At 64.4% G+C, this 14,611-nt stretch carries 10 protein-coding genes and 1 pseudogene; 8 read left to right on the top strand and 3 right to left on the bottom strand.

The annotated features are described in order from the left end of the window. Nucleotides 1-148: 148 nt before the first annotated feature. Nucleotides 149-1,993, bottom strand: a complete 1,845-nt coding sequence (locus J0I79_RS20235) for a DUF882 domain-containing protein (RefSeq protein WP_292862882.1) — start codon at nucleotides 1,991-1,993, stop codon at nucleotides 149-151. Nucleotides 1,994-2,420: 427 nt separating this feature from the next. After that, nucleotides 2,421-3,953, bottom strand: a complete 1,533-nt coding sequence (locus J0I79_RS20230; RefSeq protein WP_292862880.1) for a sigma-54 dependent transcriptional regulator — start codon at nucleotides 3,951-3,953, stop codon at nucleotides 2,421-2,423. 145 nt (nucleotides 3,954-4,098) lie between these two features. Here J0I79_RS20230 and J0I79_RS20225 point away from each other — a divergent pair, with 145 nt between their 5' ends. The 8 genes from J0I79_RS20225 (at nucleotide 4,099) to J0I79_RS20190 (ending at nucleotide 14,398) form a co-directional block, all read left to right on the top strand. Beyond that, on the top strand, nucleotides 4,099-5,937 hold the full coding sequence (locus J0I79_RS20225; protein ID WP_292862877.1) for a M3 family oligoendopeptidase: 1,839 nt from the start codon (nucleotides 4,099-4,101) through the stop codon (nucleotides 5,935-5,937). A gap of 361 nt (nucleotides 5,938-6,298) precedes the next feature. After that, nucleotides 6,299-7,030 carry a proton-conducting membrane transporter gene (locus J0I79_RS20220; protein WP_292862874.1) on the top strand — a complete coding sequence of 244 codons (732 nt, stop codon included), beginning with the start codon at nucleotides 6,299-6,301 and terminating at the stop codon, nucleotides 7,028-7,030. Between the two features lie 167 nt (nucleotides 7,031-7,197). Then, nucleotides 7,198-8,340 (top strand): aminodeoxychorismate synthase component I, encoded by a 1,143-nt coding sequence (locus J0I79_RS20215; RefSeq protein WP_292862871.1) that lies wholly within the window; start codon nucleotides 7,198-7,200, stop codon nucleotides 8,338-8,340. Next, nucleotides 8,289-8,951, top strand: coding sequence for an aminotransferase class IV family protein (locus J0I79_RS20210; protein WP_292862868.1), 663 nt, complete (start codon nucleotides 8,289-8,291; stop codon nucleotides 8,949-8,951). Before J0I79_RS20215 ends, J0I79_RS20210 begins: the two co-directional genes overlap by 52 nt. Nucleotides 8,952-8,954: 3 nt before the next feature. Beyond that, nucleotides 8,955-9,884: a DUF3445 domain-containing protein gene (locus tag J0I79_RS20205; RefSeq protein WP_292862865.1), complete on the top strand. Its 930-nt coding sequence runs from the start codon at nucleotides 8,955-8,957 to the stop codon at nucleotides 9,882-9,884. A gap of 130 nt (nucleotides 9,885-10,014) precedes the next feature. Continuing rightward, complete coding sequence (locus J0I79_RS20200; protein ID WP_292862862.1) at nucleotides 10,015-11,460, top strand: homospermidine synthase; 1,446 nt, start codon at nucleotides 10,015-10,017, stop codon at nucleotides 11,458-11,460. Nucleotides 11,461-11,645: 185 nt separating this feature from the next. Next, nucleotides 11,646-12,026 (top strand): hypothetical protein, encoded by a 381-nt coding sequence (locus J0I79_RS20195; protein WP_292862859.1) that lies wholly within the window; start codon nucleotides 11,646-11,648, stop codon nucleotides 12,024-12,026. Between the two features lie 233 nt (nucleotides 12,027-12,259). Then, on the top strand, nucleotides 12,260-14,398 hold the full coding sequence (locus tag J0I79_RS20190) for a 5'-nucleotidase C-terminal domain-containing protein (protein ID WP_292862856.1): 2,139 nt from the start codon (nucleotides 12,260-12,262) through the stop codon (nucleotides 14,396-14,398). 83 nt (nucleotides 14,399-14,481) lie between these two features. On the opposite strand, the pseudogene J0I79_RS20185 reads toward J0I79_RS20190, so the two are convergent. Then, nucleotides 14,482-14,611: pseudogene (locus J0I79_RS20185) on the bottom strand (IS110 family transposase); the annotation flags it as partial.

Genomic DNA, 14,611 nt, shown 5'->3' with positions numbered 1-14,611 from the left:
CTTCCGGCTCTCGTTCAGCCAAGGTCCGGTGCCGCAACTTGGCCAGGCGTTGTCACCGCAGACGCTTCAAGCACCACATGGGCCGTGCGTCCAACAGCAAAAAGCCGCGCGGGTCGCCCTGCGCGGCTTTCTCGGATTGGCTATACCGTTACTTGGTCTGGAAGCGGGCGACCGACATGAACTTGACGGCATTGCCGGTGAACCGGTTGACGTCGGCCACTTCGGTGCCCTGCTGGAAGCCGGCCGTATAGACTTCGCTCGGCGGCGTATGAACGATGTTGTAGGCGTAGCCCGGCGCCGTCGTCGCGCTCGAAACGGTGGCGACGTTCTCGCCGCTGGTCAGTGCCCAACGAGCGGCCTGCGGTGCCGCGGCAACCACCATCGCCCTGGCGACCGGCTTCTGGTCGCGCGCGGTGGCCCTGGCTTCCTTGCGGGTGGTCTTTACACCGGCGCCGATGGCGGACGCCGGATCCGAGCCAGCCGGCCGCGCTGCGACCGCGTGGCGTGGCGACGCTGCATTGGCATCGGACGGATCGTTGAAGGCCGAGCGGGGCTCTTCGGCCAGGGACGCAACCTGATATTCATCAGTGCTGCCGGCCTGGGCGTTGGCTTCGTCGAGCACAGCCTTGACCGCATCCTGCTTTGCCGGCTCGGGGCGCGCCGTTGGCAGCACGGAGAATGCGTCCGTCGCGGTCTTGCCATGGTCAGCCGTATCGGCCAGCGCCATCAGCACATCCTTGCTGGGCGGCGGTGCGAGTTCCGCCGGCAGCGTACGCTCGGGGCGCCATGTCGGCAGCGGGATATTGTTGAGGGCAACCTTGGCCGGGTCGGCGGCCGCGGCCTCCGCGATCGCCTGCGGATCGGCCTTGCCAAACGGCATGTTCGCCGGCGCCTGAGCGGTCGCGGTGGCCTGCTCGGTGGTGGTGGTCGCATCGGCCGTGGCGAACGGAACGTTCGCGGGCTGCGCGCCGACATCGACCTTGGGCCGCGGGGCGAAATCAGGCAGCGGAACTTCCTTGGCCGGCAGCGCCGCGATGATCGTCTCCGGCGTGTCCTTCTGCGGTTCCTGAACCTCTTCGTCGGCGACCTGCGGAATTTCGGCGCGCTGCGCGTTCTCGGGCGCCACGATGGCGATGCCCGGAAGGTTGCTGCTCTTGGCGTTGGTCAGCACCGGCTTGGCGTTTCTCGGCTTGGGCGCGGGAGCGGCCGAAGCGGTCTCGACATCGGCGCTGTCGTCGGCTTCGTCGTCGCCGCCACCGCCAAACAAGGCAGAGAGGAACCCGCCCGACTTCTTGCCGTTGCCGCCGGCGCTGGCCATCTCGATGTTGGGTGTGCCAGAGCCCTTGCGTGCCTTGTAGGAGGCAAGCGCCTGCTCATAGCCAGGCAAGGGCCGGCCGTCGCTCGGCACATGCAGCGTCTTGCCGTTGGGGAACAGGCTGACCAGTTCCTGGCGGCTGATGCCGGGCCAATGGCGCACATTGCCGACATCCATATGGACGAACGGCGAACCCGAGGTCGGATAGTAGCCGACACCGCCGCCCTGCATCTTCAGGCCGATATTGCGCAGCTTTTTCAGCGGCACGCCTGGAATGTAGAAATCCATCGCCTTGCCGAGCATGTGCTGGCTCTTTTCGGCGACACCCCGGCTGCGGCTGCGCAGCATCGAGTTCGTCGCCGGCGAGCGGTAGCCGCACACAACCTGGATATAGTCGGTGGCGCCGCTTTCCCGATAGGCCTCCCAGACCAGATCCAGCAGGCGCGGATCCATCTTGGTCGGCTCGTTGCGGCGCCAGTCGCGCAGGATGATGTTGATCTTGCGCAGGCCCTCCGGATCGTAGCGGCCATTGCGCTTGTAGACGATCTCCGCCTTCTCATGCGTATGGAGATGGTAGAGCTTCAGCGAACGAACTTCGGCCTGGGCGCCGGTGGCGGCCGCGGCAACAAAACCAAATGCGACCATCACCGCTACCAGCCATCTCGGCCAGACGCTCACGTGATGATGCCGCCCGTTTGTGAGTCGTTCGATTCTGTTCAAATCAAAAGGCCTTGCAGGCTGCCGTTTGTCCCCGGATTTGCCCAAACGGGTGTGTCGTTCTCACACCCGAATATCGATCCTAATGGTTAATCATCGCTTATTGAAGCCGAAATGCGGTAACACCATGGCGATATCCCGTCAAAATCTGTTCACAAGGTTTCTTGGTAAACCGCTGGTTTAGATCGTGTTTCCGCCTTTGGGCCGAACACGATCTGTTACCGTTAGCCTTAATGCGTGAACGCCACCCCGTCCGTACCGCCCACGGGCCGCCACAATCCCGCCGCGACGCCGCATGGAAGGCAATCATGGCAGCACAAGCTGGTCCCGGCCTTGCGATATCCGGCCCGAATGGAGAAAAATCCGGCTTTTCAACCGGATGGACGGGTCAGGAGGCCAACCTGTCGACACGGCCGGTCTCCGGATCGATGCCGTATTCCTTGAGCTTGCGGTAGAGCGTCGAACGGCCGATGCCCAGACGCCGGGCCACTTCGCTCATCTGGCCGTTATAGTGGTCGATCGCGAGCTTGATCATCTCCAGTTCGACGTCGGCTAGCGCGCGCACATTACCGCGTTCGTCGAGCGCCCGCAGCGTGCCGAAACGGGGCTGCAGGAGGGCTGGCCGATCGGCGGCGGCAGGGGACGCATCTTCCTCGGTCACGTCCTCTTCGCGTGGCGCGGAAGGCGGAGAGAAATGAGGGGCCGCGTCCTCGGCTTCGAGATTGACGGTGCCTTCGACCTGCGCCCGGATCTGCGGAAAGTCGTCGACACCGAGCACATCGCCTTCGCAAAGAACCGAGGCGCGGAAGACGGCGTTTTCGAGCTGCCTTATGTTGCCCGGCCAGTCATAGGCCTGCAGCACGGCGAGAGCAGCCGGAGAAATGCCTTGCAGGCGATGGCGCGGGTCGGCGGGCGCCACCTTCTCCATGAAATGCGTCACCAGATGCGGAATGTCGTCGCGGCGGTCGCGCAGCGGCGGCACGAAGATCGGATAGACGTTCAGTCGATAGAACAGATCCTCGCGGAATTTCCCGTCCTTGACCTGCTGCAGAAGATTGCGGTGCGTCGCCGAAATCAGGCGGATGTCGACCTTGACGGTCGAGCGGCCGCCCACGGGATCGACCTCGCCCTCCTGCACGGCGCGCAAAAGCTTCACCTGGACGTCGAGCGGCAGGTCACCGATCTCGTCCAGGAACAGTGTGCCCGAATGCGCCTCGACGAATTTGCCCGTGTGCTTGTCGGTAGCGCCGGTGAACGAACCCTTCTCGTGGCCGAACAGGATGGATTCGACCAGATTGTCGGGGATGGCGCCGCAATTGACGGTGACGAAAGGCTTGGCGCGGCGGTCGCCGCTGCCCTGGATGGCGCGCGCCACCAGTTCCTTGCCGACACCGGACTCGCCTTCGATCAGGATCGGGATGTTGGAAGCCGCCGCTTTCTGGCCGAGCCGGATCACCCGATCCATCGCGTGGCTGTGCGTGATAAGGTCCCTGAACGTCAGCTGCCCGCCACGCTTGCGCGAGGTGCGCTTGACCTCGCCCTCCACCGCCTCGACCTTGAGCGCGTTCGCGATCGAAGCCTGCAGCCTGTCGGGCGACGCCGGCTTGACCACGAAATCGAACGCGCCATGGCGCATCGCCGACACCACCGTTTCGATGCCGCCCTGCGCGGTCTGAACGATGACCGGCACGTCGATCCCGCGCTCGCGCATCGCCTTCAGAACGCCGATGCCATCGATACCGGGCATCGCCAGGTCGAGAATGACCACCGAGACGTCACGGGCGTTAGGCCCGTCGAGCACGTCCAACCCGGCCGCGCCGCCGTCGGTGACGATCGCGGTGTGGCCGAACCGCGTCACCGCCGCCTCGAGCAGCCGGCGCTGCACGGGATCGTCATCGACTATGAGTATGGAACCTGTCATGACTGTCTTGACTTGCCCGCGCCCGAAATCCCCATGGATCATCTTGGCACAGGGTTCTAAATAAGGTTTCAAAAAACCCGGTGAACGAATTCCTTAGGATTTGACCGGCTTCTCCTTTCCCCAGTGATTCACAGAAGGTACGTCCATGCGCATGATGTTTGGTCAGCGGCTTGCGGCACCCGCGTCCGGTCACGGCGCGTCCGAGCTTGGCGATCTGCCGGAATGGAACCTGGCTGATCTTTATGCCGGCATGGACGCGCCGGAACTGAAGCGCGACATCGCCAGGGCCGCGGCCGACGCGATCGCCTTCGAAGCCCGCTGGAAGGGCACGCTCGCCGCCGAAGCCGGACGCGGCGGCGCGGGCCGGCTGGGCGAGGCGCTGGTCGCTTATGAGAAGCTGGAGGAACTGATAGGCCGCATCGTCTCCTATGAAGGCCTGGTCTATGCCGGCAACACCGCCGATCCGCAGCGCGCCAAGCTCTATGGCGACATCCAGGAGAAGATGACCGACGCCAGCGCGCATCTCCTGTTCTTCGCGCTCGAACTCAATCTCATCGACGACGCCGCGATCGAAGGCGCGCTGGCCGGCGACGCCGCGTTCGGCCACTACCGGCCCTGGGTGCTCGACCTCAGGATGGATAAGCCCTACCAGCTCGAGGACCGCGTCGAGCAGCTTTTTCACGAAAAGTCGATCACCGGGCGCGGCGCCTGGAACCGCCTGTTCGACGAGACCATGACCGACCTGCGCTTCGACGTCGATGGCGAGGAACTGACGCTGGAGCCGGCGCTCAACCGCCTGCAGGATGCCGATGGCGAGGTACGCCGCCGCGCCTCCGAAGCGCTTGCCCAGACCTTCCGCGGGAATTTGCGCACCTTCACGCTGATCACCAACACGCTGGCCAAGGACAAGGAGATTTCCGACCGCTGGCGCGGCTTCGAGGACATCGCCGATTCACGCCATCTGGCCAACCGCGTCGAGCGCGGCGTGGTCGATGCGCTCGCCACCGCGGTGCGCGAGGCCTATCCGCGCCTGTCGCATCGCTATTACGCGATGAAGGCGCGGTGGCTGGGCATGGATGTGATGAACCACTGGGACCGCAACGCACCGCTGCCCGAAACGCCGCAGGCGGTGATCGGCTGGGACGAGGCCAGGAACACCGTACTGTCGGCCTACCAGAGCTTCTCGCCCGAAATGGCCGAGATCGCGCGCACCTTCTTCGACCGCAACTGGATCGACGCTCCGGTGCGTCCCGGCAAGTCGCCCGGCGCATTCGCCCATCCGACGGTGCCGTCGGCGCACCCCTACGTGTTGCTCAACTACATGGGCAAGCCGCGCGACGTGATGACGCTCGCGCATGAACTCGGGCACGGCGTGCACCAGGTGCTGGCCGCCGGCCAGGGCGCGCTGATGGCCTCGACGCCGCTGACGCTGGCCGAGACGGCTTCCGTCTTCGGCGAGATGCTGACCTTCCGCTCGCTGCTCGAACGGACCACCGACAGGCGCGAGCGCAAGGCTATGCTTGCCCAGAAGGTCGAGGACATGATCAACACCGTCGTGCGCCAGATCGCCTTCTACGAGTTCGAGCGCAAGGTACATGCCGAACGCCGCAATGGCGAACTGACATCCGACCGGCTCGGCCAGTTCTGGCTCGAGGTGCAGGCTGAAAGCCTCGGACCTGCGATCAAGCTGCGCGAAGGCTACGAGGTGTTCTGGACCTACATCCCGCACTTCATCCATTCGCCCTTCTACGTCTATGCCTATGCTTTCGGCGACTGCCTGGTGAACTCGCTCTACGCCGTCTACCAGAACGCCGAGCGCGGCTTCCAGGACAAGTATTTCGGGATGCTGCGCGCCGGCGGCACCAAACATCATTCGCAGCTTCTGGCGCCCTTCGGCCTCGACGCCACCGATCCGGCTTTCTGGCAGATCGGACTGGGCGTGATCAGCGGCCTCATCGACGAACTGGAAACGCTCGACGGTTGAGACCTCTCGCGCCCGTGAAGAACAGTTTAGCCGGAATGCATGAATGGCGGCTCTATTTCCTGACCTAAATATCTGTTCTTGAAGAACTCTCGACGCACGTTTTCCCATAGCTTTCCACAGGCTCTATGATAGCCTCCGCCCTCAAGCTCAGCCGGAGCGCATGCGGATCGGCGAGGGAAAGTCCCGGTCGGCCGTGACGCTCAGGCGAACGCGACAACGGCCGTTGGCCATGGGCAAGCAAAGCCGATCGCCGACCGCTCGAACCGAAGCCGGCTGTTCCGTTCATCAGCGGAACCATCATCGAGTAGTCCTTCGCCGAAGGTCTTGACCCACGGCAGACGGATCTGACTGGAGAGAGACAATGGGCACTTTTTTCTACATGCTCCTGGCGTTCCTTGTAGGTGTGTTGGTTGGCTGGTTCATCTGGGGCCGCCTGCGCGGTGAGCTCGACAGCCTGCGTGGCGACCTCGACCGCACCCGCAGCGAACGCGACCGGCTGCGCGCCGACAGCGACCGCCTGACCGGCGAGCTCAATGCCTGCGGCAAGACCCGCGCCGACCTCGAGCGCCAGTTGCGCGACGCGCAGGCAGCTGCCGGCTCCGCTTCGGCAAAGCCCGCCAGCCAGCCTCCGGCGGCTCTGGTGTCGGCAGGCCCGACGGCCAAATCCGCGCCGGCGAAGCCAGCCCCCGCCAAGGCACCCGCGGCAAAAGCCGCCGCCAAGCCGGCCGCTGCCAAACCCGCGCCGGCAAAGCCTGCCGCGAGCAAGCCCGCCACAAAGGCGGCGCCCAAGGCAGCCGCCAAGACGAGCGCCGCGCCTGCGGCCAAAGCCGCCGCCGCCAAGCCCGACAATCTGCGCCGGCTGATCGGCATCGGCCCGGTCAACGAGAAGCTGCTCAAGGGACAAGGCGTAACCACCTTCGCCCAGATCGCCGCCTGGACCGCCGCCGACATCGAACGCATCGAGCACGCCTTGCAGTTCGGCGGCCGCGTCGAGCGCGAGCGCTGGGTCGAGCAAGCCAAGCTGCTGGCCGCCGGCAACGAGGCGGAGTTCGCCAAACAGTTTCCGTCGGCCGGCACCTCCAGCAATACTTGACCGCTGGCGGCAGACTGACAAACCGGCGGCGCCAAAGGCCCGCCGGTTTTGTTTTTGGCCGGGAAGGCCCGGCAGGTCGGCTTTGAGGGGCAAGGTGCCGTTCCCTCGATTGCGCGCGGCACGCCCCCCATATAGAGCGATCGACGGCTTCATCGATCCTGGTACCCATGTCCCTGCCCGCCGCAATTTTCCGCAATGACGAAAGCGCGCGACAGCTCGTCTTCGACCGGCCGGGCGACATCATCGTGGCGCATGAGGCCAGGGATTTCCTGCCGGCACTGGAGGCCGCGCAGGCCGCGCATGACGCCGGAAAATGGCTTGCCGGCTATTTCTCCTATGAGGCGGGTTACCTGCTCGAACCGAAGCTCGTTCCCTTGCTGCCGGACGGGCGCCGCGTTCCGCTTGTCTGCCTCGGCGTCTTCGATGCCCCGGTCGAGGAAGCGGTGCCGCCGCGCTCTCCCGCGACCAACGGTCCGATCTTCGATGCGAAGGCGGCCTGGTCCTTCGAGGATTACGACAAACGCTTCTCGCGGCTGCACCAGCACATCAGGCAAGGCGATTGCTACCAGGGCAATCTGACCTTCCCGGTGAAGGCGCAATGGTCAGGCGACCCGCTTGCCGCCTTCGATGCGCTGACCGAACGCCAGCCGGTGAAATATGGCGCGCTCGTCGCGCTCGGCGATCCGATCGTGCTGTCGCGCTCGCCCGAACTCTTCTTCGAGGTCGATGCCCAGGGCACGATCGAGACGCACCCGATGAAGGGCACGGCGCCGCGCGGGGCGACGAAGGCCGAGGACGCGCGGCAGAAGACTTTTCTGCGCAATGACGAGAAGAACCAGGCCGAGAACCGGATGATCGTCGACCTGCTGCGCAACGACATCTCGCTGATCAGCGAGGTCGGCACGCTGGAGGTGCCGGAGTTGTTCCGCATCGAGACCTATCCGACCGTTCACCAGATGGTCAGCGACGTCAGGGCGAAGCTGCTGCCGGGGCTCGGCATACGCCAGATTTTTTCCGCGCTGTTTCCCTGCGGCTCGATCACCGGCGCGCCGAAAATCCGCGCCATGGAAATCCTGCACGACCTGGAGGGAACGCCGCGCGACGTCTATTGCGGCGCCATCGGCTGGATCGCGCCCGGCGGCACCATGCGCTTTTCGGTGGCGATCCGCACCATCTCGCTCTTTTCGAGCGGTGAGGCCGTCTACAATGTCGGTGGTGGCATCGTCTTCGATTCGGTGGCGCAGGAGGAGTATCAGGAGTGTCTGCTCAAGGCCCGCTTCGCGACGGGGACACCGCCGATTTCGAGTTGATCGAGACCATGCGCTGGGAGCCGGAGACCGGCTTCCTGCGCTTCGATCGCCATCTTGCGCGCCTTTATGGCTCGGCTGCCGAACTGGGCTTCCGTCATGATCCCGGCAAGATCGGCGAGGCGCTGGGAAAAGCCGTCGACGGCTCCCGGACGGCCATGCGCGCGCGGCTCGCGCTGGCGCGCAACGGCGACGTGGCTGCCTCGGCGCAACCCTACGAACCGCTCGCCGCCGATAAGGTCTGGGTGCTGCGGCAAGCTCACGCGAGGCTCGATTCAAACAACACGCTGCTGCGCCACAAGACCAGTCGGCGGCAACTCTACACCCATGCCCGCGCCGAATATCTCGTCACCCAGGCCGACGAGGTGATCCTGGCCAATGAGCGCGGCGAAATCTGCGAAGGCACGATCACCAACATCTTCGCCGATTTCGGCGACGGGGTGCTGGTGACGCCCCGGCTCGATTGCGGCCTGCTGCCTGGCGTATTGCGCGGCAAGCTTCTGGATGAAGGCCGGGCCGAGGAAGCAATCTACAGCTACGACGACCTCAAGTCCGCCAAGGCGGTGTTCGTCGGCAATTCACTGCGCGGCCTGATCCCCGCCAAGCTGGTCTGAAGCATGACGCCCTTGCCCACCCATACGCCCTATGACGGCTCCTCGAAGCTCTTCACCATTGGACTGAAGCCGCTCGATCCCGCGGCCTGGATGGAGGTCGACCATCACCTTGCGCCCTATCTGGCCGAGAAACGCCGGCTCTACAGTGAAATTCCCGAGAGGGTTTTCGTCGAAGAGGACGGCACGCGGGGCGCCCAGCGCGAAGTGCTCGATTTGCTCGTGGCATATCTGCCGGAAAAGTTTCCCGACACCTATCGGCGCACCGATGCCGGCATCGGGCTTGTTGATGTCGCCAACCATCCCGCGCTGCCCTCCGCCCTCACCGAAGCGCCTCTCGTCGAAGCTTCGCTGCTCGTCCAGGAAGACCTGATCCTGATGCGTCGCGACGACAGCGGCTGGCGGCTTGCCGCGGGGTCGCTGTGTTTTCCCTCGTCCTGGTCGCTCACCGAAAAGTTCGGTAAGCCGCTGCAGCGCATCCACGAGCCCGTGCCCGGCTTCGGCCCCGGCACCCGGCCAGCCGAGCTGATCAGCCGCATGTTCGACGGCCTGCAGGGGCAAGCTGTCGAGCGCTACAACTGGTCCATCCAGGCCGACGATGCGCTCTATCATCCCTTGTCCAATGTCGAGCGCATCGACCGCGCCACCAACCGGCCGTCACGCTTCCCCGACGGCGACGTCAAGGCGCACGCCTTCATCCGCGTCGAACGGCAGACGCTGCGCAAATTGCAGTCCTCGCGCGACATCCTGTTCACCATCCGCATCCATCTCGACCCGCTCGCCGTGCTCGAGCGGCATCCCGACCGGGCGGCGCTGGCCGTATCCTTCGCCGCCCAGCTCGAAGCGCTCGATACGGCCCAGCTCGACTACAAGGGTATGACATCCGACCGGGACCGGCTGGTGTCGGTCCTTAACCACATCGCCAGGGACGCGTAGTCGCGGATTGGCGCTTTTCGCTGGTTTATGACAATGATCTGTGATGTAGCGCTTGGCCGTTGGCGAAAACACCCGGTTTTTGCCTATGCCTGCCCAGCTTTTGTATGTTTCTGAAGGAGTGCTCGATAAAATGGCGAATGAAAACTGGCCCGTTTATGGTGAGATCACCGGCCCCGTGGTGATGATCGGCTTCGGTTCGATCGGTCGCGGAACGCTGCCCCTCATCGAGCGCCATTTCAAGTTCGACAAGTCGCGCATGACGGTTCTCGACCCGCGCGATACCGACCGCAAGCTGCTCGACGAGCGCGGCATCGCCTTCGTCCAGGAAGCGGTGACCGAGAAGAACTACAAGAAGCTTCTGACGCCGCTGCTGACCAATGGCGGCGGCCAGGGCTTTTGCGTCAACCTGTCGGTCGATACCGGCTCGGTGGACCTGATGCGGCTCTGCCGCAAGCTCGGCGTGCTCTACATCGACACCGTCGTCGAACCCTGGCTCGGCTTCTACTTCGACGCCAAGGCCGACAATGCCAGCCGCACCAACTACGCGCTGCGCGAAGCCATGATCAAGGAAAAGCACGACAAGCCGGGCGGCGCCACCGCCGTCTCCACCTGCGGCGCCAATCCCGGCATGGTCTCGTGGTTCGTCAAGCAGGCGCTGGTCAACCTCGCCACCGATCTCGGCCTTGAATTCTCCGAGCCCGCGCAGGAAGACCGTGAGGGCTGGGCCAAGCTGATGAAGAAGGCCGGCGTCAAGGGCATCCACATCGCCGAGCGCGACACCCAGCGCACCAAAAAGCCGAAGCCGATGGAGGTGTTCTGGAACACCTGGTCGGTCGAGGGCTTCATATCCGAGGGGCTGCAGCCCGCCGAACTCGGCTGGGGCACGCATGAGACCTGGATGCCGAAGAACGCCAAGAAGCACAAGCATGGCTCCAAGGCCGCCATCTATCTGGAGCAGCCCGGCGCCAACACGCGCGTGCGCTCCTGGTGCCCGACGCCGGGCGCGCAATACGGCCTGCTGGTGACGCATAACGAGGCGATCTCGATCGCCGATTTCTTCACCGTCCGCTCCAAGAAGGGCAAGGTGCAATACCGCCCGACCTGCCACTACGCCTACCATCCCAGCAACGACGCGATGTTGTCGCTGGACGAGATGTTCGGCGCCGCCGGCAAGCCGCAGCCCGTGCACCACGTGCTTGACGAGAACGAACTGGTCGACGGCGTCGACGAACTCGGCGTGCTGCTCTACGGCCACGACAAGAACGCCTACTGGTATGGCTCGCAGCTGTCGCTGGCCGAGGCTCGCAAGCTGGCGCCCTATCAGAACGCCACCGGCATGCAGGTCACCTCGGCGGTTCTGGCCGGCATGGTCTGGGCTCTGGAGAATCCGGCCGCCGGCATCGTCGAGGCCGACGAGATGGACTACAAGCGCTGCCTGGAAGTGCAGTCGCCCTATCTCGGCCCGGTCAAGGGCTATTACACCGACTGGACGCCGCTCGACCGCCGCCCGGGCCTCTTCCCCGAGGACCTGGACCGCAGCGATCCGTGGCAATTCCGCAACATCCTCGTGCGATAGCATCGCCGGCACCATACGCCATTGCCTTGCAATCGCCCGGAAATCGGGCGATTGAAGGATGCGGCCTGGAGCGGTTTCCTACGTCCCGTTGGAACGTGAAACCGCTTCCAGCATTTGTGGACGTTCGCGTCGTGCTTCCGGAATCGAACCCCATTTCGGGCCGACGCGTTTGGAGAGGATTTCAGATGACTATTGCGCGCAAAGTTCTTTCGATGAGCATGGCCGGCGCTCTTGCCGTTGTGCTCGCTGCCTGCACGACCGGCGGTCCCGACCAGCCACCGGTCACCCCCAACACGCCCAAGGGTGTCGAGGGCTCGTGGATCGATGCCAAGGGCACCGGCCTTTCGACCTTCGCCGGTGGCAAGTTCACCACCGTTGCCACGGACACCGGCCAGAAGCTTTCGGACGGCAGCTACACGATGACCGGCCCGACTTCGGTGGAAATCAACGGCACGTCGTTGATCCGCCAGACGCCGGTCAGCTTCAACTGCCTGCTGGTGTCCACCAGCCAGTTGAACTGCACCTCCTCGTCCGGCCAGAACTTCGTGCTGACGCGACGCGCCTGACCTGCTTGCATCTGCTTTGTGAGGGGCGGCGGCCACCTGGCCGCTGCCCTTTTTTGCGCCGGCAAACCTCCGGCTTTTAACCTTACGAACACCCGGCCTTTGCCGCCGCCGATGCGGTGGCATTTCCGCTTGCCTCTGCCCGGACACGATGGGAACATGGCCGAGACACCGGCTGTTATATCGAGGTCAAGCAAGGACGCTAGACACGTCCTGTCAGCTCCCGGGAGACGAAGATGAAGAAGCTTGTCGCCATTGCCGCTCTGTCCGCGTCGACGCTTGCACTGTCGGCCGGCGCATCCTTTGCCGACTACACACTGAACATTCTGCATTTCAACGATTGGCACAGCCGTATCGAGGGCAACAACAAATACGAATCGACCTGTTCGGCCGACGAGGAGACCAAGGGCGAATGCATCGGCGGCGCCGGCCGCCTGATCACGGCGATCGCCCAGGAGCGCAAGAAGCTCGAAGGCCAGAACGTGCTGCTGCTCAATGCCGGCGACAGCTTCCAGGGCTCGTTGTTCTACACTACCTACAAGGGCTCCGTGGAGGAGGACTTCCTCAACCAGATCAAGCCCGACGCGGTGACGCTCGGCAATCACGAATTCGACGACGGCGAGAGCGCGCTGGTGCCGTTCCTCGACAAGGCGAAATTCCCCGTTGTCAGCGCCAATGTCGTGCCCAATGAGAAGTCCGGCGCTGCGGGCAAGATCAAGCCGTCGATCGTCGTCGAAGTCGGCGGACAGAAGATCGGTATCATCGGCGCCGTCACCAACGACACGCCCGAACTGGCTTCCCCCGGCCCCAACATCGCCATCGCCGACGATGTCAAGTCGATCACGGCCGAGGTCGAGAAGCTCAAGGCGCAAGGCATCAACAAGATCATCGCCGTCACGCATATCGGCTACAACAGGGAGCGCGACGTCATTGCCAAGATCCCCGGCATCGACGTGGTGGTCGGCGGCCACAGCCACACGCTTCTGTCCAACACCGATCCCAAGGCTCTCGGCCCCTACCCGACGATGGTCGACAACCCCGGCGGCTACAAGGTGCCGGTGGTGCAGGCGGCGTCCTATTCGAAATATCTCGGCGAGTTCAAGGTGGTGTTCGACGACAATGGCAACGTCAAGTCGGCCAGCGGCGACCCGATCTATCTCGACAAGTCGATCACGCCCGATCCTGCCGTGCTCGCCCGCATCAAGGAACTCGGCGCGCCGATCGAAGCTTTGAAGAACAAGGAGGTGGCCGAGACCACCGATGTCATCGACGGCAGCCGCGAGAACTGCCGCGTCCGCGAATGCGCGATGGGCAACCTCGTCTCCGACGCCATACTCGACCGCGTCAAGGGACAGGGCGTCGAGATCGTCATCTCCAATGGCGGCGGCCTGCGCGCCTCGATCGACAAGGGCACCGTCACCATGGGCGAGGTGCTGACGGTGCTGCCGTTCCAGAACACGCTGGCCACCTTCCAGATATCAGGCAAGGACCTTGTTACCGCACTCGAGGGCGGGCTTAGCCAGATCGAGGACGGCGCCGGCCGCTTCCCGCAGGTCGCCGGCCTCAAATATTCCTTCGACAAGTCGGTCGCTCCGAATGCCGGCCGGGTGAAATCGGTCGAGGTGATGGAGAACGGCGCCTGGACCCCGATCAATCCCGACAAGGACTATCTGGTCGCCACCAACAACTACGTCCGCCAGGGCGGCGACGGCTATAAGGTCTTCGCGGAAAAGGCCAAGAACGCCTATGATTACGGCCCGGGTCTGGAACAGGTCCTGGCCGACTATCTCGGCGCGCACCGTCCCTACACGCCGAAACTCGATGGCCGTATCACCGAGATCGCCGCGACCGCCGCGGCGGCGCCCGCTGCCCCGGCAGCCGAACCGGCCAAACCCGCTGAACCGACAAAGCCGGCAGAGCCCGCGCCAGCCACTCCGGCGCCGGCCGAAGCCGCCAAGCCGGCTGAGCCGGCGAAACCCGCCGATGCAGCACCCGCAATGCCCGAACTGCCGGCCAATTCGGGCGACATCGCCAACACGCCGCCGGCCATATCGACTGAGAACGCGCCTCCCCCGCCGGCTCCTCCCGCCGAGCCGGCAAAGCCCGCCGAGACGGCCCCAGCGCCGGCCGCTCCCGCCCCGGCGGAACCCGCAAAACCTGCCGAACCGGCTCCGGCACCAGCCGAACCGGCAAAGCCGGCGGAAGCCGCACCGGCCACCGGCAGCCATGTCATCGTGACCGGCGACACCTATTGGGACCTGGCCAAGAAGGCCTATGGCGACGCGACCAAGTGGAAACTCATCTATGAGGCCAACAAGGGCCAGAGACCGCACCGGCTCATGCCGGGCGCGACACTGACCATCCCCGCGAAATAAACGCGATTTCGAGGTCTTCAACGACAGACCCGCCCGGGAAACCGGGCGGGCTTTGCGTTTTCAGGCTAGAGTATCCGTGATTGTCAAGGAAGTGATGGGGTCCATTTTCTGCGGTCCCTGAGCAATGCGTTGGCGAGGACGATTATCTTTCGCATGATGGCGGTGATGGCCTTCTTGGGTGGTTTGCCGGCGGCGACGAGGCGGTCGTAATTG

Source organism: Mesorhizobium sp. (assembly GCF_017306585.1).
GTDB lineage: Bacteria > Pseudomonadota > Alphaproteobacteria > Rhizobiales > Rhizobiaceae > Mesorhizobium.
Note: the sequence above shows the minus strand (reverse complement) of the source record. Positions and strands in the feature narration are given on the sequence as shown.

Bases quoted from the DNA above. Each gene is read 5' to 3' on its own strand.
- J0I79_RS20230 (WP_292862880.1), bottom strand. From the start codon at position 3,953: ATGACAGGTTCCATACTCATAGTCGATGACGATCCCGTGCAGCGCCGG.
- J0I79_RS20225 (WP_292862877.1), top strand. From the start codon at position 4,099: ATGCGCATGATGTTTGGTCAGCGGCTTGCGGCACCCGCGTCCGGTCAC.
- J0I79_RS20220 (WP_292862874.1), top strand. From the start codon at position 6,299: ATGGGCACTTTTTTCTACATGCTCCTGGCGTTCCTTGTAGGTGTGTTG.
- J0I79_RS20215 (WP_292862871.1), top strand. From the start codon at position 7,198: ATGTCCCTGCCCGCCGCAATTTTCCGCAATGACGAAAGCGCGCGACAG.
- J0I79_RS20205 (WP_292862865.1), top strand. From the start codon at position 8,955: ATGACGCCCTTGCCCACCCATACGCCCTATGACGGCTCCTCGAAGCTC.
- J0I79_RS20200 (WP_292862862.1), top strand. From the start codon at position 10,015: ATGGCGAATGAAAACTGGCCCGTTTATGGTGAGATCACCGGCCCCGTG.
- J0I79_RS20195 (WP_292862859.1), top strand. From the start codon at position 11,646: ATGACTATTGCGCGCAAAGTTCTTTCGATGAGCATGGCCGGCGCTCTT.
- J0I79_RS20190 (WP_292862856.1), top strand. From the start codon at position 12,260: ATGAAGAAGCTTGTCGCCATTGCCGCTCTGTCCGCGTCGACGCTTGCA.